Annotated in this window: 19 protein-coding genes; 6 read left to right on the top strand and 13 right to left on the bottom strand. The window is 63.8% G+C overall.

Features of this window, described 5'->3' with window-relative positions:
* Positions 1 to 49: 49 nt before the first annotated feature.
* The 5 genes from pyrH to BN1233_RS19170 all read right to left on the bottom strand — a co-directional run bounded on the left by pyrH (position 50) and on the right by BN1233_RS19170 (position 4373).
* Positions 50 to 766 (bottom strand): UMP kinase, encoded by a 717-nt coding sequence (pyrH, locus tag BN1233_RS19150; protein ID WP_046865205.1) that lies wholly within the window; start codon positions 764 to 766, stop codon positions 50 to 52.
* Between the two features lie 72 nt (positions 767 to 838).
* A complete protein-coding gene (gene tsf, locus BN1233_RS19155) occupies positions 839 to 1768 on the bottom strand; it encodes a translation elongation factor Ts (protein ID WP_046865206.1) in 930 nt (309 codons plus the stop codon).
* A gap of 109 nt (positions 1769 to 1877) precedes the next feature.
* Positions 1878 to 2891, bottom strand: coding sequence for a 30S ribosomal protein S2 (locus tag BN1233_RS19160; protein WP_046865207.1), 1014 nt, complete (start codon positions 2889 to 2891; stop codon positions 1878 to 1880).
* Positions 2892 to 3095: 204 nt separating this feature from the next.
* Positions 3096 to 3791, bottom strand: a complete 696-nt coding sequence (locus tag BN1233_RS19165; RefSeq protein WP_046865208.1) for a DsbA family protein — start codon at positions 3789 to 3791, stop codon at positions 3096 to 3098.
* Between the two features lie 174 nt (positions 3792 to 3965).
* Positions 3966 to 4373, bottom strand: a complete 408-nt coding sequence (locus BN1233_RS19170; protein WP_046865209.1) for a DUF1236 domain-containing protein — start codon at positions 4371 to 4373, stop codon at positions 3966 to 3968.
* Positions 4374 to 4605: 232 nt separating this feature from the next.
* Between BN1233_RS19170 and rimO the strand changes: the two genes are divergently transcribed.
* Positions 4606 to 5922 (top strand): 30S ribosomal protein S12 methylthiotransferase RimO, encoded by a 1317-nt coding sequence (gene rimO, locus BN1233_RS19175; protein WP_046865210.1) that lies wholly within the window; start codon positions 4606 to 4608, stop codon positions 5920 to 5922.
* A gap of 48 nt (positions 5923 to 5970) precedes the next feature.
* Here rimO and BN1233_RS19180 read toward each other — a convergent pair whose 3' ends face one another.
* The 5 genes from BN1233_RS19180 to BN1233_RS19200 form a co-directional block, all read right to left on the bottom strand.
* Positions 5971 to 7047: a BMP family ABC transporter substrate-binding protein gene (locus tag BN1233_RS19180; protein ID WP_046865211.1), complete on the bottom strand. Its 1077-nt coding sequence runs from the start codon at positions 7045 to 7047 to the stop codon at positions 5971 to 5973.
* Between the two features lie 72 nt (positions 7048 to 7119).
* Positions 7120 to 8037 (bottom strand): ABC transporter permease, encoded by a 918-nt coding sequence (locus BN1233_RS19185; RefSeq protein WP_046865212.1) that lies wholly within the window; start codon positions 8035 to 8037, stop codon positions 7120 to 7122.
* Positions 8034 to 9110 (bottom strand): ABC transporter permease, encoded by a 1077-nt coding sequence (locus BN1233_RS19190; protein ID WP_046865213.1) that lies wholly within the window; start codon positions 9108 to 9110, stop codon positions 8034 to 8036. The genes BN1233_RS19185 and BN1233_RS19190 overlap by 4 nt, the downstream gene beginning before the upstream one ends.
* Positions 9100 to 10632 (bottom strand): ABC transporter ATP-binding protein, encoded by a 1533-nt coding sequence (locus BN1233_RS19195; RefSeq protein ID WP_046865463.1) that lies wholly within the window; start codon positions 10630 to 10632, stop codon positions 9100 to 9102. The genes BN1233_RS19190 and BN1233_RS19195 overlap by 11 nt, the downstream gene beginning before the upstream one ends.
* A gap of 28 nt (positions 10633 to 10660) precedes the next feature.
* The gene (locus tag BN1233_RS19200) at positions 10661 to 11635 is read right to left on the bottom strand and encodes a quinone oxidoreductase family protein (RefSeq protein ID WP_046865214.1); all 975 of its coding nucleotides are present in this window, start codon (positions 11633 to 11635) and stop codon (positions 10661 to 10663) included.
* A gap of 222 nt (positions 11636 to 11857) precedes the next feature.
* Here BN1233_RS19200 and BN1233_RS19205 point away from each other — a divergent pair, with 222 nt between their 5' ends.
* On the top strand, positions 11858 to 13063 hold the full coding sequence (locus BN1233_RS19205; protein WP_046865215.1) for a UbiH/UbiF family hydroxylase: 1206 nt from the start codon (positions 11858 to 11860) through the stop codon (positions 13061 to 13063).
* On the opposite strand, the gene BN1233_RS19210 is transcribed toward BN1233_RS19205, so the two are convergent.
* Both BN1233_RS19210 and BN1233_RS19215 read right to left on the bottom strand, forming a co-directional pair.
* Complete coding sequence (locus tag BN1233_RS19210) at positions 13064 to 14182, bottom strand: CaiB/BaiF CoA transferase family protein (protein WP_046865216.1); 1119 nt, start codon at positions 14180 to 14182, stop codon at positions 13064 to 13066. It abuts the gene before it with no gap.
* A 7-nt stretch (positions 14183 to 14189) separates the two neighbouring features.
* Positions 14190 to 15164: an AEC family transporter gene (locus tag BN1233_RS19215; RefSeq protein WP_244470625.1), complete on the bottom strand. Its 975-nt coding sequence runs from the start codon at positions 15162 to 15164 to the stop codon at positions 14190 to 14192.
* A gap of 133 nt (positions 15165 to 15297) precedes the next feature.
* On the opposite strand from BN1233_RS19215, the gene BN1233_RS19220 reads away from it, so the two are divergent.
* Both BN1233_RS19220 and hspQ read left to right on the top strand, forming a co-directional pair.
* Positions 15298 to 16335 (top strand): HpcH/HpaI aldolase/citrate lyase family protein, encoded by a 1038-nt coding sequence (locus BN1233_RS19220; RefSeq protein ID WP_046865217.1) that lies wholly within the window; start codon positions 15298 to 15300, stop codon positions 16333 to 16335.
* A 52-nt stretch (positions 16336 to 16387) separates the two neighbouring features.
* Positions 16388 to 16717, top strand: coding sequence for a heat shock protein HspQ (gene hspQ / locus BN1233_RS19225; RefSeq protein WP_046865218.1), 330 nt, complete (start codon positions 16388 to 16390; stop codon positions 16715 to 16717).
* Positions 16718 to 16769: 52 nt separating this feature from the next.
* Here hspQ and BN1233_RS19230 read toward each other — a convergent pair whose 3' ends face one another.
* The gene (locus tag BN1233_RS19230; protein ID WP_046865219.1) at positions 16770 to 17543 is read right to left on the bottom strand and encodes an invasion associated locus B family protein; all 774 of its coding nucleotides are present in this window, start codon (positions 17541 to 17543) and stop codon (positions 16770 to 16772) included.
* Positions 17544 to 17757: 214 nt separating this feature from the next.
* Here BN1233_RS19230 and BN1233_RS19235 point away from each other — a divergent pair, with 214 nt between their 5' ends.
* Complete coding sequence (locus BN1233_RS19235) at positions 17758 to 19623, top strand: extracellular solute-binding protein (protein WP_082145560.1); 1866 nt, start codon at positions 17758 to 17760, stop codon at positions 19621 to 19623.
* Positions 19620 to 20900 (top strand): AMP-binding protein, encoded by a 1281-nt coding sequence (locus tag BN1233_RS19240; RefSeq protein WP_048707392.1) that lies wholly within the window; start codon positions 19620 to 19622, stop codon positions 20898 to 20900. Before BN1233_RS19235 ends, BN1233_RS19240 begins: the two co-directional genes overlap by 4 nt.
* The last annotated feature ends 31 nt before the right edge of the window (positions 20901 to 20931 follow it).

Genomic DNA, 20931 nt, shown 5'->3' on the forward strand with positions numbered 1-20931 from the left:
GTCCCTCACACGAGCCCATTCGAGGCCTTACGCCCACGAAGCCATGCCTTCAAGGGGCGACCAACGTGGATGGCGCCGTCCCTTCCAGAATTGCGGTGATCGAGCTCGGGGCATGAACGCACCCGACGATGACCGGCAGGCGGCTCTCCCGCGCCAGGGCGAAGGCGGCCGTATCCATGATCTTGAGGTCCCGGGCGATCGCCTCGTCGTGGGTGATGTGGTCGTAGCGTATGGCCTCGGGGTTTGTCTTGGGATCGGCCGAGTACACACCATCGACCTGGGTTGCCTTCAGGACGGCATGGCAGTGCAGTTCCGCAGCGCGGAGCACAGCCGATGTATCCGTCGTAAAGAACGGGTTTCCGGTCCCACCGGCAAGGACCAGCACCTGACCCTTGTCGAGGTGATGGAGGGCCGGCTGGCGCGCGTAGGTCTCGCAGATCGTCGGCATCGAGACTGCCGACATGGTCCGGGCCGAAACCCCTGCCGCGTTCAGGGCAGTCTCGAGCGCAAGGGAATTCATGACCGTGGCGAGCATTCCCATGGAATCGGCCGTCGGACGATCTATCCAGCCGGCAGCGCTCATGCGGGCCCCGCGGATGATGTTGCCACCGCCGATTACGAGGGCGATCTCGAATCCACCACGGGTTGCGCGGGCGAGGTCCTCTGCGAGTTGAGCCAATGTCTGCGGGTGTAGCCAGTACCCGTCTGGAGCCATCAGGGCCTCACCCGAAAGCTTGACGAGAATCCGGCGATAGGAATGCGCCATTGCCTTTGCCCTTCTCCAACTCTGTCACAAAAACGGCGGCACTCGGCCGCCGCTTCCTTTTGGTCAGGGTGGTCAGGCTTTCGCTCCTGCCGCTGCAGCAACCTCTGCAGCGAAATCGGCCGCTTCTTCCTTCTCGACGCCCTCGCCAAGGGCAAAACGAACGAAATTCTTGAGGACGACCGGCTTGCCGACCTTCGCCTCCGCCTCTTTCAAGGCTTGGCTGACCGACTTGGACGGATCGATCACGAAGGACTGCTCCAGGAGAGTCACCTCCTTGTAGTATGTCTTCAGGCCGCTCTCGACGATTTTCTGGAGGACGTGGTCCGGCTTGCCGGCGTTCTTCTCGCGCAGGATTGCGGATTCACGCTCGACGGTATTCGGATCGAGACCGGCGGAGTCGAGCGCCAGCGGGCTCGTCGCTGCTACGTGCATCGCAATCTGGCGCCCGATGGCAGAGAGCGTCTCCACGTCACCCTCGGACTCGAGGGCGACGAGGACGCCGATCTTTCCGAGCCCTTCCGAGACTGCGTTATGGACGTATGTCGCGATGACGCCCTTCGATACCTCGATCTTGGCGACCCGACGGATCGTCATGTTCTCACCGATCGTCGCGATCAGTTCCTGCAGCCGGTCCTTGACGGTCAGTTCGGAGCCCGGGAATCGCGCGGCCTCGAGGTTTTCGAGGGTGCCATTGCCCATGAGCGCGATCTTGGCAGCCTCGCGCGCGAATGCTTGGAACTGGTCGTTGCGCGCGACGAAATCGGTTTCCGAGTTGACCTCGACGATGGTCGCGGTATGGCCCGACGACTCGACGGCGACCAAACCTTCGGCGGCCACCCTGCCCGCCTTCTTGGCAGCCTTGGAGAGGCCCTTCTTCCGCAGCCAGTCTACTGCCGCTTCAACATCGCCGCCCGTCTCGTTCAGAGCGGTCTTGCAGTCCATCATGCCGGCGCCAGTCTTGTCGCGCAGCTCCTTCACCATCGAAGCGGAGATGTTCGCCATGGCTCGTCCTTTCAATCCTTCAGACATAGGGAGCCCGGCGCTCATGGGAACGCCGGGCTGAGTTACGCAGGAGTTGCGCCACGTCGGGGCGTGGCGCCCAGCGGCCGCGTCAGGCTGCCTCGATCAGAGCCCGCGACTGGGCAACCCAGCCATCACGCTCAATGCGGCCATTCAGCTTCAGGTCGCTGTCCAGCTTCGCGATGTCAGCCGGCTGCATGGCGCCGAGCTGCCAATAGTGGAAGATTCCGGCCTCGTTCAGCTTCTTCTCGAGCTGAGGGCCGACTCCGTTCAGCTTCGTCAAATCGTCCGGTGCGCCACGAGGAGCCGCGAGCAGCTCGAACTGCTCCGTCTGCTCGGGCACGCCGGCGTCGTTCGCCGGCAGCTCCTCCATCATTGGGTTCTCGGAGGCGCCGACGTCGATTCCGAGGGCGCCCTGTCCACGGGAGATCCCGTCGATGGCAGCACGAGCGATCAGGTCACAGTAGAGGTTGATCGCACGACCGGCGTCATCATTGGCCGGAACGGGATAGGTGATGCCGTCCGGGTCGCAGTTCGTGTCGACGATTGCCGCCACCGGGATGCCGAGGCGCTGAGCCTCCTTCACGGCAAGCTGCTCTTTGTTGGTGTCGATCACGAACAGAAGATCGGGAATGCCCCCCATGTCCTTGATGCCGCCGAGAGCCCGCTCGAGCTTCTCCTTCTCGCGGGCCAGCATGAGCCGCTCTTTCTTCGTCAGCCCCTGACCGCCGCCGGCGAGGATCTCATCCACCTTGCGGAGACGCGAGATCGAGCCCGAGATCGTCTTCCAGTTGGTGAGCATGCCGCCGAGCCAGCGGGAATTCACGTAATACTGCGCCGAGCGCTTTGCTGCGTCGGCGACGGAGTCCGAGGCCTGCCGCTTCGTTCCGACGAACAGCACACGACCGCCATTCGCCACGGTATCGCTGACGGCCTGGAGCGCGCGGTGCATCATCGGAACCGTCTGCGCGAGATCGATGATGTGGATGTTGTTGCGCGTGCCGAAGATGAACTGCGACATCTTCGGGTTCCAGCGGTGGGATTGATGGCCAAAGTGGGCGCCAGCTTCCAGCAGCTGACGCATCGAGAAATCGGGAAGCGCCATGATATGTCTCCGGTTAAGCCGCCGCGGAGCAGTGGACCGGACCAGCCGGCCACCGGGACACCTCATTTGGGCATGAGGCAGACTCCGCGTGTGGGATGCCGCGCGTATAGGCAGAAAACCGCCCGAAATGCAAGCGGATGTACTGAACCGGGATGCGGCCCGCCTGCGATTCAAACGGCCGGGAGGCGGGATCGACCCGCGGCCTCAAGGGCAGACGACTTCTGCGCATTCCTCCAGAGAACGAACCAGCTGTCCGAGGGCACGGGGCCCCGGATAACCGAGAACCCCTGTCCCGGCAATGAGGAAGGACGGCGTTGCGGCAAAGCCGAGCGAGGCCGCGAGGCTGACCTGCCGATCGAGCATTCCCTGGATCTCAGGGCTCTCCAGGTGCCGGCCGAGTTCGGCCGGAGTGAGGCCCATCCTTTCGGCGACATCGAGCGCCTTCGCCCGGTTGATCGTTCCCCGCCGATCGAAGAGGCGGCGGTGAAAGGCGTAGGCGGCCTGCGCTCCTCTCAGTCGAAGGATCGCGGCCTCGATTCTTGCAGCCTCCATTGAAGCCGAGGAAAGAATGGGATTGTTCACGAGGCCGACGCGAAGCTCGGGCGTCGCCTCGGCCAGGGCGTGAATGTCGGAAGCGGCGCGACGGCAGAAGGGACAGTTGTAGTCGAAGAACTCGACGATGGTGTAGTCGCGCCGGTCCGAGCCCACCCAGATCGCGCCCGACAGCTCATCAACCTCCGAGGTGAGCTCGACGGGCAGTCGCACATTGGGAAGCGGCTTGCCGTCGTCACCGGACAACAAATACCACTGATCCGAGCCCTGCGCCGATGCTTTCGGGAAGCCACTCGGCACAAGACCGAATGCGAGCGCCTTCAGGAGCCCTCGCCTGTTGATCATCATAGCATATTCCCCAAGGTCGCTCGGAGGCTCGGCCAGATCGCAAAGCGAGGACCGGCTATTCGCTCACTGCTACGCCCACCATGGAAAGATTAAGGCGCAGTGGCTCGAGGCCATCTCTCCATCCGGCATCCCGAGGGGAAAGTGGGAAAGGGCGGCTTCCAGCCGCCCCTCGGCTTACTCGATGACCTGCACGATAGTCCGCGTATTAGGATCGACCAGCACCGGCGTGTCATTCACGACCGTGTAACGGTAGGTCGTGCGGACACCAACGTTCTCCGGCACTTCGTAAAGCCGGACGCGGGACGGCAACGGCGTTCCGACGACAACTTGCTCACGAACCCGCACCGACGGACGGGGATTCGAATAGACGTATTGCCGAACCCGAACTGTTTCGTCAGGTGTGAGGGCGCTTCCGACGGCAGCGCCCGCGGCACCACCGACGACAGCCCCGACCGGGCCGCCAACGACCGCGCCGGCTACTGCCCCGCCTGCGGCGCCGGCGGTCGTCCCCGCGGTATTGCAGGCAGCAACCGGAAGGGCGACCAGAGCCACAATGGCGAACGGTTTCACGATCGAATGCATGGTGAGACTCCTTGCTACAAGCGACAATCGAACGCAGTTCAGCCTTGGCGGTTCCCTTGAGACTGGCGGCCGATCCCACACCAACCCAATTCGTGCTCCCGTCGGACGCTCAGGCGTTTTCTTGAATTTCGCACCTTCCGTCGTCTATATGCGTGCGGGCGCAGGCTCTTTCGTGGCTCACCCGGCAATGGCTCGCATGGCCAAGTAGCGCTCCACTTCCTTTGGAAAATTCATGAACGCTCCTGCGCCGAAAATCTCTTTCGTCTCTCTCGGCTGTCCAAAAGCCTTGGTCGACTCCGAGCGGATCATCACGCAGCTGCGATCGGAGGGGTACGAACTCGCCCGGCGTCACGATGGAGCCGATCTCGTGATCGTCAATACCTGTGGGTTCCTGGACAGCGCCAAGGCAGAGTCCCTGCAGGCGATCGGCGATGCCATGGCCGAGAACGGCAAAGTCATCGTTACGGGCTGCATGGGCGCGGAACCAGGCGAGATTACCGAGCGGTTCCCAAATCTTCTCGCGATCACCGGGCCGCAGCAATATGAGAGCGTCATGGCCGCCGTCCACGAGGCGGCGCCTCCCGTGCCGAACGAGTATCTGGATCTCGTTCCGCCGCAGGGCATCAAGCTGACGCCCCGGCACTACGCCTACCTTAAGATCTCCGAAGGGTGCCAGAACCGGTGCTCGTTCTGCATCATTCCTCAGTTGCGAGGAGACCTCGTCAGCCGGCCCATTGGCGATGTCCTGCGCGAAGCCGAACGTCTTGCCAAGGCGGGCGTCAAGGAAATCCTGGTCATCTCGCAGGATACGAGCGCCTATGGACTCGACCTCAAATACCAGCCGAGTCTCTGGCAGGACCGGGAAGTCAGGACGCGCTTCCTCGACCTCGCACGGGAACTCGGTGAGCTCGGAGTCTGGATCCGCCTCCACTACGTCTATCCCTACCCGCACGTGGACGAGGTGATTCCGCTCATGGCAGAGGGCAGGATCCTCCCGTATCTGGACATCCCCTTCCAGCACGCCTCTCCGACCGTGCTGAAGGCCATGCGCCGCCCGGCCCATCAGGAAAAACCGCTCGAGCGGATTCGGAGATGGCGTGAGATCTGTCCAGATCTCGCCATTCGATCGACCTTCATCGTGGGCTTTCCGGGCGAGACCGAGGATGACTTCACGATCCTGCTCGACTGGCTCAGGGAAGCGAAGCTCGATCGGGTCGGCTGCTTCCGCTACGAGCCCGTAAAGGGCGCCAAGGCCAACGAACTGCCAGACCCGGTTCCGCCCGAAGTGAAGGACGAGCGCTGGCACCGATTCATGAAGACCCAGCGCGACGTCAGCGCCCGCATTCTCCGCGGCAAGGTCGGCAAGCGCCTGCCGGTCATCATCGACGAACCGGGCGCGACGGTCGCAAAGGGGCGGAGCCGCTACGACGCTCCCGAGATCGATGGAAGCGTCTACGTCGCCTCGCGACGCCCTCTGCGGGCCGGAGACATCGTCACGGTCAAGGTCGAGCGCGCGGACGAGTACGACCTGCACGGCATCGCCGTCTGACCCGATGGATTGCGGGAGCCGATCAGGCGAGCGGCTCCCGGGCTTGCATTACTGGGGCAGCTTGTCGTCGATGCCCTTCACGTAGAAGTTCATCCCGAGGATCTGCTCGTCGGACAGGGCTCCGTTGCCCTTGCACTCCACGGTGCTGCCGTCCTGCTTCACGATAGGGCACTTGAACGGATTCAGGCTGCCCGACTTGATCGCCGCCTCGGTCTCTTCGGCCATCGTCTTCACGTCGTCGGGCATGTTTTTGTAGGGTGACATCACGACCATGTGGGCCGCGAGCCCGCCCCAGGTGTCCTCGGACTTCCAGGTCCCGTCGAGCACTGCTTTCGTCCGGGCGATATAATAATCCGACCAATTGTCCACGATGGCCGTCAGCTGGGCCTTGGGCGCGAATCGCTCCATATCGGACGCTTGGCCGAAGCCGACCTTCCCGCGAGCCTCGGCCGTCTGGAGCGGCGCCGGGCTGTCGGTGTGCTGCGCCAGCACATCGACTCCCTGGTCGAGCAACGCCTTTGCGGCATCGGTTTCCTTCGCGGGATCGTACCACGAATTCACCCAGACGACTTTGATCTTCACGTCCGGGTTCACGGATTGCGCGCCGAGGAAATAGGAATTGATTCCGGAGACGACTTCCGGGATCGGAAACGCGCCGACATATCCGATCGTGCCGGTCTTCGTCATTTTCCCGGCAATCCGGCCGATGATGTAGCGTCCCTCGTGGAACTTCGCGGCGTAGGTCGAAAGGTTCGGGGCGCGCTTGAAGCCCGTCGCGTGCTCGAACTTCACTTTCGGATATTTCTTGGCAACCCTGAGCGTAGGCTCCATGAACCCGAAGGAAGTGGTGAAGATCAGCCCATGGCCGGTTCGTGCGAGTTGCTCGATGGCACGCTCGGAATCGGCCTCGGGCACGCTTTCGACATATGTCGTCTCGACGCGGTCCCCGAACTCCTTTTCGATCGCCTTGCGCCCGACATCGTGCTGGTAGCTCCAACCGTAATCACCCACCGGCCCGACATAGATGAAGCCTACTTTCAGCTTCTGCTGGGCCATGGCTCCGCCGGAAACCATCCCAAGGGCTACGGCCCCTGCGAGGATGCCGGCCAGTCTGCGTGTAATCATGAGAACTCCGTTGGTCCGAGGACGGGTATTCGTGTCAGGGTTTCGCGCCGCCCGCAATCCGGCATGCTCCGGTCAGCGGTCGGGAACGAATGGTTGTCCGAGCGAGCCCGGAGCGCCGATGCTTCGTCCGGCCCGCATCGAGAGGAGCAACAACGCAAGGATGGTGGCGACATAGGGCAGTGCCGAGAGCGCTTGTGCGGGAATACCGAACTGTCCCGCCTGTGCGTGAAGCTGCAGGACCGTTGCGGCCCCGAAGATGTAGGCTCCAACCAGGGCCCACCCCGGCCGCCAGGCTGCAAACACGACGAGAGCGACGGCGATCCATCCCCGGCCTGCCGTCATGCCTGGCGCCCAGAAGCGTGTGTAGACGAGCGACAGATAGGCGCCGGCGAGCCCCGCACAGGCTCCCCCGAAGAGCACGGCCAGAACGCGGGTCTTCAGGACCGGGAGACCTAGGGCGTGTGCGGATGTGTGATTTTCCCCGATCGCTCGAAGCGTCAGTCCCTTTCGCGATCGGGCAAGAAAGAAAGCGACGCTGACCGTCAAGGCGATGGAGCCGTAGACGAACAGATCCTGCGCGAAAAGAATCCGGCCGACTGCCGGGAGCTCGCTGAGCCAGGGTATTGCGACATGGGACACCGGATCGCGCCGGGCGCCCACGAAGGGAGCCCCGATCAGGCCGGCGGCTCCCACGCCAAGGATCGTCAGGGCGAGGCCGGACCCGACCTGATTGGCAGCAAGCCCTAGAACCGCAAAGGCGAACAGAGCCGCCATGAGGATCCCGGCGACCATGCCGGCGAGGACGCCGAGTACGGTCGAATCCAGGGTCACCGCAACGGCGAAGCTGCACGCGGCGCCCATCGCCATCATGCCTTCCACCCCGAGGTTGAGAACGCCCGATCGCTCGGAAACGAGCTCTCCGAGAGCAGCGAGGAGGAGTGGAGTCGATGCGGTGATCACGGTGAGGAGAATGGCCTCGAACGTGGTCATCGAGCAGCCCTCGGTCGCACCAGCCGAATTTTGTAAGTCACGAGAGCATCCGCCCCGAGAACACAGAGCAAGAGAATGCCCTGAAAGGCCTGTGTGAGGTCCAACGGCAGCTTCAGGAGGATCTGGGCGCTCTCGCCGCCGATCACCGTCAGTGCCACGACGAGCGAGGCGGCCAGGATGCCGACAGGATTGAGGCGTCCCAGGAACGCAACCGTGATCGCCGTAAACCCGTAACCGGGTGAAATGGACGGCTGCAGCTGTCCGATTTGACCCGAGACCTCGATGATCCCGGCGAGACCCGCGAGTGCTCCGGAAATCGCAAAGGTCAGAAGCGTCGTGTTGCGTTCGTTGAAGCCCGCAAACCGCGCAGCGCGAGGCGCATCGCCGGTCAGCCGCAACCGATATCCGAACAGCGTACGGGAGAACACTAGGAGGCTTGCAAGGACTGCGACCAGGGCAAACAGAGCGCCGAGATGCACGCGGCTTGCTTCGACGATCGGAGGCAGGGTCGCGGCCGGGTCGAACGTCACCGATTGAGGGAAGTTGAATCCCTTCGGATCTCTCCAGGGGCCACGAACGAGATAGTCAAGGATGAGCTGAGCTACGTAGACGAGCATCAGGCTCGTGAGAATTTCATTCGCACCGAACTTCGTTCTGAGAAAGGCTGGTAGGAGGCCGTAGAGCATGCCTCCGAGGGCTCCTAGCACGAGCATGGTCGGCAGAAGCCAGCTCCCAGCTTCGGCGCCATGGGTCGCAAGCGCGAGCCAGCTGCCGAAAACGGCACCCATCACGAATTGCCCTTCAGCACCGATGTTCCAGAGGTTGGCGCGAAAACAATAGGAGAGGCCGATCGCGATCAAAGCGAGTGGCGTTGCCTTCACGAGCAGCTCCTGAAGCGCCCATGGATCGCCCAGCGGCTGCACGACGTAGACATCGAAGGCCGCAAGCGGCGACTGCCCGAGCAGCGCGATTACGACACCTGCAATCACGAATGCCGTCAGAAACGCCGCGACCGGCGCCAGGGCGCGCGCGACTCCGGACGGTTCTGCGCGAGGGACGAGTTCAACTCGCATGCACAACTTCACTCTGGCCGACGGGGCGGACGCCCAGCATCGCGAGACCGATCTCCTCCCGGGTCCAGGCACTGCGCGGCCGTGCCGGTGTCAGAGAGCCGTCCCGGATCACGGCGAGCCTATCGGTGAGTTCGAGCAACTCGTCCAGATCCTGGCTGATCACCAGAATCGCACTCCCCCGGCGCGCAAGGTCGACCAGGGCTCGACGAATGATTTGTGCGGCTCCCGCATCGACTCCCCAGGTCGGCTGATCGACCACGAGCAGCTTCGGCTGGCGAATGATCTCTCGCCCGATCACGAATTTCTGCAGGTTGCCCCCGGAGAGCATTCGTGCCTCCGGATCGCCCTCAGGTGCGCGTACGTCGAAGGCCTTGATGATGTCGCGCGCCAGACGCCGGGTCGCCTCGGCGATGATCATGCCGCCGCGGATCAGTGGGCTCGTGGCATGATGAGACAGCAGCGCATTCTCACTCAGCGTGTGGGTCGGCGCCGCCGCATGGCCCAGACGCTCTTCTGGCACGAATCCGGCTGAGCGCCGGCGTCGGGCATCGATTCCGGACGTCCCGCAAGCCTGTCCCGCGATGCGGATTGCGTCGGGCCGTGGTGCGAGCCGCTCACCCGACAGAGCGGCGAAGAGCTCCGGCTGGCCGTTCCCGGCGATGCCCGCGATCCCGAAGATCTCACCGGCTCGAACATCGAACGTGATGGTCGACAGGGCACGACCGTGCACCTCTTCAGGCAGCATGTTCAGGTTCGCGACCTGCAGCACAGGCTCGCGATCCGCGAGAGCCTCTTCCGTGATGACCGTCTCGACCTGTGTTCCGACCATCAGGGCGGCGATTTCGCGAGCGCTTCGCTGCCGTGGATCGAGAGTTGCAACGACCCGGCCGTTGCGGAGGATCGTTGCGCTGCGGCAGAGGCGGCGGACCTCCTCCAGCTTGTGCGAAATGTAGAGGATCGCGCATCCAGCCGCGGACAGCCGCTCCAGCGTGACGAACAGGGTTTCCGCCTCCTGCGGCGTGAGCACCGAGGTGGGCTCGTCGAGGATCAGGAGCTTGGGCTCCTGAAGCAGGCACCTGACGATCTCGATCCTCTGCCGCTCGCCTGCGGAAAGCGTCCAGACGGCTCGATCCGGATCGAGCGCGAATCCGAACTCCCGGCTTACGCCTTCGAGCCTCTTTCGAACCTCCGGGAAGCTCATGTGGGGCAGAGCGACGGCGACGTTCTCCGCGACCGTCAGATCCTCGAACAGGGAAAAGTGCTGGAACACCATTCCGATTCCGAGAGCGCGGGCATCGACCGGGGATTCCAGAATGACCGGCCGGCCCTTCCACACGATCTCGCCGGCCGTGGGTTCGATCACGCCATAAAGTATCTTCACGAGGGTCGACTTGCCGGCACCATTCTCGCCGAGGAGAGCGTGAATCTCCCCGCTCGACATGGCGAGATCGACTGAATCGTTGGCGAGGAGATCACCGTAACGTTTGGTGATCCCGCGCAATTCGACGATGTGGTCGCTCACCGCGAGGAACTCGACCTGCCGGGACTGCTCAAGGAAGCAGCACGGTTGCACCGGTCGTCGCCCGCCCCTCGAGCGCCCGGTGCGCTTCCGCTGCGCTCGCCAGCGGAAGGCGGGAATGAACCGGGATCTTGACCTGTCCGCTCCGCACGACGGCAAAGAGATCATCGGCCATTGCAACGAGCACGTCGCGGTCCGCGATATGCGTGAAGAGCGTCGGTCGCGTGGCGTAGAGGGAGCCCTTGCGGGCCAGAAGACCGATGTCGAAAGCTTCGATCGCTCCCGAGGCCGAGCCGAAGCTGGCGAACATGCCAAACGGTTTCAGGCAGTCGAGCGACGCCGGGAAGGTCGCCCGGCCGACGCCATCGTAGACGACCTCGCACAAGGCGTTGCCGGTTATCTCCTTGACACGGGTCGCGAAATCCTCCTCCCGGTAGCGAATTGCGTGATCGCAGCCATTTTCTCGTGCGAGCTTTTCCTTGTCGCGAGAGCCGACGGTCCCAATCACCGTGCAGCCGAGCGCCTTCGCCCACTGGCACAGGATCAGTCCGACCCCTCCCGCCGCCGCATGGACGAGGATGGTGTGCCCGGGCTCGACCTTGAAGGTGCGACGCAGGAGATACTGCGCTGTCAGGCCCTTTAGCATCATCGCTGCCGCGGTCTCATAGGGGATGTCATCGGGCAGCGAGACGACGAATTTCGCATCGACGATGCGTTCCTCCGCATAGCTGCCCGGACCCGCCACATAGGCGACGTGATCGCCGGGCTTGAAGGAGACGACCCCCTCCCCGACCGAGACGATCTCACCGGCTCCTTCGTTGCCCGGTGTAAAAGGCAGAGACGCGACCGGATAGGCGCCGGTGCGGAAGTAGGTGTCGATATAGTTCACGCCGACCGCGCGATGGCGCACGAGAACCTGCCCCGGCCCGGGTTCCGGCGTTGCGACATCCTCGAGGATCATGACCTCCGGCCCGCCATGGGCATGAACCCGGATCGCTTTCGACATGGATCTACTCCTTCCATCCCGCATCATAGAAATGGCCCTGATGCCTCCGCAATGGTGGTTCTCTCGTTTACTGTGCGTGGTCGAGGCATAAACCCCTGTGCCGACCTGTCCGTGGAAACTCCCGATCACGCGCACTTGCATCGTGCCGAAAGGCTTGTCGAGTATGTCCTGAACGTCGCAACGGTCACAGGTCCGTGCCTCCTTCACTCTCCGGAGACCCGAGTGCAGCATTCCTCTGAAATTGTCGTGGTCGGAGCGGGCGCGGCCGGCCTTGCCGCGGCCCTGGCATTCGCACGGGACGGGTTCGAGACGATCCTGGTCGGCGAGGCCTCCATGGCACGGGACGGGAGAACGGTTGCACTTCTTGCAGGCTCCGTTCGCTTTCTCGAGGCGCTCGGCGTCTGGCCCGAAATCGAGCCCGACGCTGCACCTTTGGAGACGATGCGCCTCATCGATGACACCGGCAGCCTGTTCAGGCCACCTCCCGTCGCCTTTCGATCGACCGAGATCGGGCTCACGGCCTTCGGATGGAACGTCGAGAATGCGACACTCGTCGGGCGCCTGGGATCAGCGGCAGCTCGGGCGGAGAACCTCGCATGTCTCACGAGCCCGGCCGTTTCCTACGAACCGACGGCCTCAGGGGCCCGCGTTGCACTCGCGGACGGCACGAAGATCGATGCAGCTCTGGTGGTCGCAGCCGACGGGCGTCGATCGAAGCTGCGCGAAGCCGCGGGAATTCAGGCCCGTCACTGGTCATACCCGCAAAAGGCCCTGACGACGATCCTCGCCCATGATCACTCGCACCGTCAGGCCTCGACCGAGTTCCACACGAGGCGCGGTCCCTTCACGCTCGTCCCGCTCCCCGGCAGGCGCTCGAGCCTTGTCTGGGTTACCTCGCCCGAGGAGGCGGGCCGTCTCGCCGAACTGCCGGACGAAAAGCTCGCACTTGCCGTCGAGAAGCAGGCGCAATCCATGCTCGGAAAGATGCAGATCGACGGGCCCCGTGGCGTCGTCCCGATGACCGGGTTGTCCGTCGATCAGTTCACCGCGCCGGCTCTCGCGCTCGTCGGCGAGGCCGCGCACGTCTTCCCGCCCATTGGCGCGCAAGGGTTGAACCTGGGTTTCCGCGATGTCGCGGCGCTCCGGGACGCGGTCATGGATGCGGGAGCGGCTGGCCACGCCCCGGGCAGCGAACCCGCCCTGTCCACCTACCGCCGGGGCCGCACCGTCGACGTCGCGCTGCGCACGAATGCCGTCGACAGCCTCAATCGCACCCTGCTGTCCGGCCTTTTGCCGCTGGATCTCGCTCGCGGAGCCGGCCTGCTGATGCTTGCCGGTGTCGGCCCCCTGCGCCGGGCGGCCATGCGAGAAGGAATCGGGCCGTCTCGCGGTTTGCCACGCCTGATGAGGCCCGTCGGACCCGCCTGATCAGGCCTCTTGGCCCGATCGCCGGGCTGCTGCAGTCAGATCGACCTCGCCTGCTTCGTGAACGTGTCGCAGGATATCCGATCCGCGTCGGAGCGAAGGATCGAGCGGGAGAGCCGCCAGCGGAATCTCCGATCCCGGCTTTCCGGCCTTGAAGTCGAACAGTCCCCGACCGCGGAAATGTGGGTCGTCGACGGCATCCGCCAGGGATTCGACGACCGTTGCGCAGCAATCGACGACAGCCAGACGCCGTCGCCACGTATCCGCCGTTTCGGCTCGAATGGCCGCCCCGATCGCCTTCCGAGTTGCCTCGGGATCCCTCGAATCGTCCCTCAGACGCTCATCCAGGGCGATCAGGTTGCAGAAATTCGCCCAGAACTTCTCCTCGAGAGCGCCGAGGGCGACGAACCGGTGATCGGCCGTCTGGTAAAGACCATAGCGCGGATTGCCCCCGGCAAGCATGTTCTGCCAGGGTCCGGGCATCTGCCCGGTCGCTCGCCCCTCCGCAAGCGCGAACCACGCGAAGGTGAACATCGCGTCGGCCATGGCGATGTCGATCCGCCCGCCCTCTCCGGTGAGATCACGCTGCCGCAAGGCGAGGAGAATGTTCATCACCGCGGGCATCGCCCCGCCCGCGATATCCGCGACGAGAGCCGCCGGCATCGCGGGCGCGAGCGAAAGAAGGCCCGTGGTCGCCTGATAGTTGATGTCGTGGCCTGCCTCGGCGGCTCGTGGCCCAGCCTGTCCGTATCCTGAAATCGAGCAGTAGATAAGCCTGGGATTGATGATGTGGACCGCGTCGTAGCCCAACCCGAGACGCTCCATGACGCCCGGACGAAACTGCTCGACGAGAATGTCGGCACGCTCGATCAGCGGGCGCAGCCGGCGGCGAGCATCCTCATTCTTGAGGTCGAGCACGAGGCTCGACTTTCCTGCGTTCAGGACGGTGAATGGTGCGGAAACACCGTCATGATCGGGCGGGAACCGGCGCATGTCCTCGCCGCCCGGACGCTCGATCTTGATCACATCGGCTCCCGCTTCCGCGAGCATCAACGTCGCGAGGGGACCCGGGAGAAGCGTGGAGAAATCGAGAACCGTGATCCCTTCGAGTGGCAACGGCATGGATGTGTCATCCGGGAAAGAGATCGTAGGGAAACCGGTCGGTACGGATCAGATATAGAAAGGTCGTCAGCGTCACTGTCGAAACGACCGTGCCTATGAGGACGCAGGCCGAGGCGCGCTCGACGCCCACATTATACTGCGTTGCAATGACGAAAATGTTCAAGGCTGGCGGCAGCGCTGCCATGACCACGGCCGCATAGGTCCATGTCGCCCCGAAGTCACCGATCGCGGACAGGGCGACCCAGACCAGGATCGGGTGCAGAACGAGCTTGATCACGACGAGCGCCGGGACCTCGCCGGGGATGCGGGCCATGGGCCGCAGAGCCACCGTGACTCCGAGAAGGAAGAGGGCGCAGGGCGCAGCGGCATTGGAGAGCCAGTCGACCATCCGGTCGAGGGCCTGAGGGAGCCGCAATTGCAGGGCTGCTGCAGCCAGTCCGGCGACCGTGGCAATGTTGAACGGGTGGGTGACGACCTTCCACACGATGCCTCGCACCGTTGCCGAAAGCGAGTGACGTTCGACCCCGGCCACGGCCATGAGGAGCGGCACAAGGGAAAACAGGAGGAGATTGTCGAAAACGAAGATGAGAGCTACCGGGGCGCTGGCGGCTGGCCCGAGCGCCGAGAGGATCAGCGGCGGCCCCATATACCCGATATTGGAGTAGGAGCCGGCGACGCCCTGCATCACGGATTGCGGGACGTCCCACCTCGTGTACCACATCCCGGCTCCGAACGACAGAACGAACGCGATGAACGTGCATGCGGTGGTGGCCAGTACGAAGGGCCAATTCGTGAGCTGGTCCAGCGGCTTGTCCGCAATGAGGCGGTAGAAGAGGCAGGGCAGCGAAACGTAGATCAGGAAGAACTGCATCCAGGCAAGCCCTTCCTCGGGCCGCCTGACCATGCGTCCGCAAAAGAAACCGAGGGCAATCAACCCGAAGAAGGGGGCGAGCAGGTTGAACAGCCCGACCAGGTCGGACACTCGCAGGCTCCGAATTGTTTGGATCTCAGCGCCGGCCTTCTGGCAGGGATCGGACCGACCGGCAACCGGTGAGACGAGCCTTTACGGATGCCGGGGCCTCCCCTAACGGACAGGCGAGGTCCGGAGAACGCCGATGAAACTTCCCCGCCGCTTTTTTCAACCGCTCGCAGCCGGCGCCCCGCAACCCTATCGCGAGTTGCCGGTCCGTCTCGAGCGGATGATCCATTTCGTGCCGCCGCACCTCGAGAAATTCCGTGCCAAGATCCCGGACCTGATACCGCAGGTCGACGTCATCCTCGGGAATCTCGAGGATGCGATCCCGGCGGATATGAAGGTCGAGGCGCGACGCGGTTTCATCACCCTCGCGAAGGCGAACGAGTTTGGGAGTACCGGCCTCTGGGCGCGAATCAACGCCCTGAACTCGCCCTGGATCCTCGACGACCTCACGGAGATTCTCGCAGAGGCCGGCGACAGGATCGACGTCATCATGCTCCCGAAGGTCGATGGGCCATGGGACATTCACTACATCGACCAGCTTCTGGCCCAGCTCGAGGCCCGACACGGCATTCGCAAGCCGATCCTGGTCCACGCCATCCTCGAAACCGCCGAAGGAGTCCAGAACGTCGACGCGATTGCCTGCGCCTCCCCTCGCCTGCACGGGATGAGTCTCGGGCCTGCAGATCTTGCGGCCTCGCGGGGGATGAAGACGACCCGTGTTGGTGGCGGACACCCGGACTACAAGGTGATCGGAGATCCCGGGTCCGGGAGCGAACGCTCGGTCGCCCAGCAGGATCTGTGGCACTACACGATCGCCCGCATGGTCGACGCTTGCCAGGCCAACGGCCTGAAAGCCTTCTACGGACCTTTCGGCGACTTTTCGGACCCCGTCGGTTGCGAGACGCAATTCAGGAACGCCTTCCTGCTCGGATGTGCCGGGGCATGGTCCTTGCATCCCTCACAGATCGAGATCGCAAAGCAGGTCTTCACGCCGGATCCGGCCGAGGCGGACTTTGCTCAGCGTATCCTCGACGCGATGCCCGACGGGACAGGGGCCGTGATGATCGACGGGAAGATGCAGGACGATGCCACCTGGAAGCAGGCGAAGGTTATCGCCGACCTTGCCCGGCTTGTCGAGGAGCGGGAGCGCGGCGAGAATCGAACCGTCCCATGAATTTGGCGCCGGCTACCGCGAGAATGACATCACACCCCTGGAGGTATGGGCGATGAAGGCACGCGCCGCCAAGTTCGGGATCGGCCAGGTCGTGAAGCATCGCGTCTTCCCGTTCCGCGGCCTGATCTTCGACGTCGATCCGGAATTCGACAACACGGAAGAGTGGTGGCTCTCGATCCCGGAGGAGATCAGGCCTCGCAAGGACCAGCCCTTCTATCACATCTTCGCGGAGAACGACGAAACTGAATACGTCGCCTACGTCTCCGAGCAGAATTTGGTCCCCGATACCTCGGGCGAGCCACTCCGCAATCCGATGATCGATCGGATGTTCGTCCGCGACGCGTCCGGCACCTATCGCGCCAAGCCGACCATCGCCCACTGAATCGACAGCGCCGGAGTCTCCCCCGGCGCTGCATCTCCAAATTCCTGGCCGATTACTGCTTCTGCGCAGGAGCGGCAGGTGCAGGGGGCGCTCCACCAGCTCCGCCAGCGGCTCCCGCAGTGTTCTCGAGCCGCTTCCGAAGATCTTCGCTCCGCTTCTGGAGCTCCTCCTGGAGCTTCTTCTGCTGCTCCTCGAGCACTTTCGGATCGATCGGCGGGCCGTCGAACGCCTTGGCAAAGCCGACCAGAGGAACCGCAAAGGTGACCTCACGCCCGGCCTGGTTCTGGACGCTGATGTTGATATTGGCGCCGCGCTTCAGCGAGTTCACGAAATCGTTCGGGACGTTCGCCTCGGCGAAACAGCCATTGGGGAAGCAGATGGCGTAGCGCCCCGCGGTCGCTTGGCCATTGTCAACCGAGAACCGGATGCCGGGCTGCAGGAGAAGGCCGAGAGGCATCAGGAAGCGCACGATGCGCTGCGGCTGCTGCGCCTTCACGTCGTACACCGCGACGGCGAGGACCGGCTGGCCCTGGTCCGACACGAAATCTCGCGTCGTGTAGCAGATCTCGGCATTTGCCGCCTGATCCTTGCCGCAGACCTTCGTCCAGTCGGGCTGCGAGGGTTCCGGCTTCACCTGCACGACTGTCGGCCCCTCGTTAGCAGGCTGTTGTCCTGCCGGGGGAGCGGCCGGGGCCTGGGGGGCGGCAGGGCGTTGCTGTTGAGCACGTTGAGCAGGCGCGTTCTGGGCCAGAACGGGCGCCGCGCTCAGGATGAGCGACAGAGCAGTAGCGACACCACCGATGCCCAGCGGGCTCGCAAATCGCATGTGTTTATCCTCTTCAGTCAGAAGGTCGTTGTCTCAATGGCCTCCGGCGGCGCGGCTGAACGGGTTCGGTGTGACCTTCGGTGGGAGGGTCCTTCTCCGCTGAATTTGGCGAAGGCATGACCCGGTGGCCGGCTCTTTAGCCTGTCATGAAAATGCTTTCCAGAGGGCTGCCCGGAGGGTCCATGGTAAAGTGCAGCTTCGATTCGGTTTCGTTATGAGTTTCTTTCTCGGTCGCCTCGCCGTCTGGGCCCTGGCACTTTTCCTCGGCATCACCGTGCGGTCTCCTGCCGCCGAAATCGCACGCCACGGCATAGCGATGCATGGCGAGCCCGCGCTTCCGGCGGGCTTCGACCACCTTCCCTACGCCGATCCCCATGCACCGAGGAGGGGTCGGATCACCCTTGCCCAGCAGGGCACCTTCGACAGCCTGAATCCGCTGATTGTGATCGGCGTCGCGCCCGATGTCGTGCCCCGATACGTTCTTCAAAGCCTGATGGTTCGCTCACTCGATGAGCCCTTCACGGTCTACGGACTTGTCGCCCGATCGGCGGAGATGCCGGAGGACCGCAGCTTCATCACCTTCAATCTCGACCCGCGCGCTCGCTTCTCGGACGATGCCCCGCTGACCGCGGAGGATGTCCGGTTCACGTTCGAATTGCTGCGCGAGCACGGAAAGCCATTCTACAGATCGAGCTTCGCCTCGGTCCGTGGCGTCGAGGTCGAAAATCCACACCGGATTCGCTTCGACCTGTCGGGCTCCGGAGACCGGGAACTCCCGCTCATCATCGCGATGATGCCGATCCTGCCCGCGCATGCGACGGATCCGGAAATGTTCACGAGGACCACGTTCACGGCTCCGATCGGCTCCGGACCATATGTCGTTTCCGAGGTGCGCCCCGGCGAGCGTATCGCCCTGACGCGGCGGCCGGACTACTGGGGCTCTGACCTGCCGGTCCATCGCGGGATCTTCAACTTCGACGAAATTCGGTACGATTTTTATCGGGACGAGAACACGCTCTTCGAGGCCTTCAAGGTCGGGCTCTACGACTTCCGCCTCGAGAATGACCCCGGCCGCTGGGTGACGGGGTATGATTTTCCTGCCGTCCTGGACGGACGGATCCGGCGCGATTCCCTACCGATCAGAACCCCCCAAGGCATGAACGGGTTCGTCCTGAACGCACGCAGACCCGCTCTCGCGGACGTGCGTGTCCGGGAGGCGCTCGGAATGCTTTTCGACTTTGATTGGGTCAACCGGAATCTCTACCACGGGGTCATGAGGCGCTCGACGAGCTTCTTCGCCGGATCGGAGCTCTCGGCATACGGCGTGCCGGCCGACGACGAGGAGAGAGCCCTGCTCGCACCGTTTCCAGGCGCCGTACGCGAGGACATCCTGGAAGGCCGCTGGTCGCCGCCAAGTTCCGATGGATCGGGCCGGGACCGGGAGCTTGCGAGGAGCGCGCTCGATCTCCTTTCCGCTGCCGGATATGTCCTCGACGGAGCGACCCTGCGGAACCAGGATACGGGCGAAGCCCTGTCCCTCGAGTTCCTCGTCAACTCCCGTCAGCAGGAGAGACTGGCGCTTAATTTTGCGCATGGATTACGGCGAGTGGGGATCGACCTCCGAGTCCGCCCCGTCGACGATGTGCAATTCTGGCGTCGCCTGGGCCGCTTCGAGTTCGACATCATACAGTGGACTTGGCCCGCATCACCGTCGCCCGGCAACGAGCAGCGCAACCGCTGGAGTTCCACCGCGGCCCTGCGCGACGGATCCCTGAATTTCGCGGGTGTGCAATCACCCGCGGCCGACCGCCTGATCGACGCCCTGCTCGAAGCGGCCTCACGCAATAAATTCGTCAGTGCTGTCAGGGCTTTGGATCGAGTTCTTCTCTCTGGATTTCATGTCGTTCCCCTCTTCTACCGACCCGAGCAATGGGTCGCTTTCGACGCGACGCTTGGCCAGCCCGAGACGGTGCCGCTCTTCGGCGCGAATATCGATACTTGGTGGAGACCTCCATCCGGCCAGGGCACCAGTGCCGCTATCGACCATTCCGATCATCGTCTGCAGGAACCCCGGCAGTGAGTGCCTCCGCCTCGCTTGAACGTCACGAAGCAGCGCCGCAACTCGAGGAAGCTGGTCGGGCCATGGAGGCAAGCGTCCGCCCCTCGGTGCTTCTTGCCGCAGTCGCCGAACGCGCGCCGGACCGGATGGCATTCCGGGATCAACCGGATCGGGAGACCTGGAGCGGGCGCCCCCGAATAGAGTGGACTTATCGAAACACCGCTCGGGTGGTCTTTCGCCTTGCGACTTTCCTCCAGTCTCTCAAGCTTCCTCCTGGGGCTCCGGTAGGCATCTTTCTGCCGAATGGCTCGGAAGCCTGCGTTGCACTCCTCGCGGTCGAGAGGGCCGGCTACTCGCCGTGCCTGCTGCCGATCGGGTGGTCCCAAGCCGAACTGCTCCACGCCGTCGAGCGCGCGCAGGTCGCCACGATCGTTTCCCAGACACGCCTTGCAGACGAGCGTCCGTCCGAACTGCTCTGCCAGCTAGCTGCGGGCTATTTCGGTCTACGATTCATCTGTGCATTCGGCCCCGACGTGCCGGACGGCGTCATCGACCTCGACCGGGCCATCCTGGACACCGAACCGAGCCTGTCCGAGCCTGCCTCCGAGGCTACGGCCGGGATCATCAGCTTCGAGACCCGCAGTGCCGCGCCGGAGCCGTTCTTCCGTCCCTACGAATCCCTCCTGGCAGCAACCGTGAGCTACCTGATCGTGGAGCCGGTGGAGCCTGGCGATACGATCGTGAGCCTGCTCCCTCCGGACGATCACCCGAGCCTGGTTGCCGGGCTGATGGCCTCGCTCGCAACGGGGGCAACCCTCGAGATGATCGGCTTGCCGGATTCCGATGCCCTCGAAAAGACCTTGGGAGAGACTAGAACTGTCCGGCTCGTCGCTCCCGGCTGGATCGAGCCGCTCCTCGCCGCCGGAGGCCGTGCAGAGAACTTCCGATCCGTCGCGCTCATCCACTCTGCCCCTGTGAGGTTCAAGGCTCGAGGGGACTTGAACTGCCCCGTAACGGATGTTCTCGCTCTCGGCGAGAGAGCTATCATCGCACGGAGGCGGCGTGAGAGCGGTCACCTTTCCTTCGTCCTCGAAGAGGGGACCGACACGGCAGGACTCGCAAGTTCGCTCCTGCTGATACGCCGGGACGAGGATGGCAGCATCCTCGTCCAAGGACCTGCGGCAGAGATCTTTTCTCTTGAGCGAGGGAGGCCCGCTGTGCAAGCTTCCGGCCCGGGCTGGCGCCCGTCGGGGTTCAAGGCCGATGTCTTCGCCGGTATGGTCATCGGCGTTCGCTAAGATCCTGGCACTGAAACAAAGCTGAACTTTA

It is taken from the genome of Microvirga massiliensis, from assembly GCF_001006805.1.
GTDB lineage: Bacteria > Pseudomonadota > Alphaproteobacteria > Rhizobiales > Beijerinckiaceae > Microvirga > Microvirga massiliensis.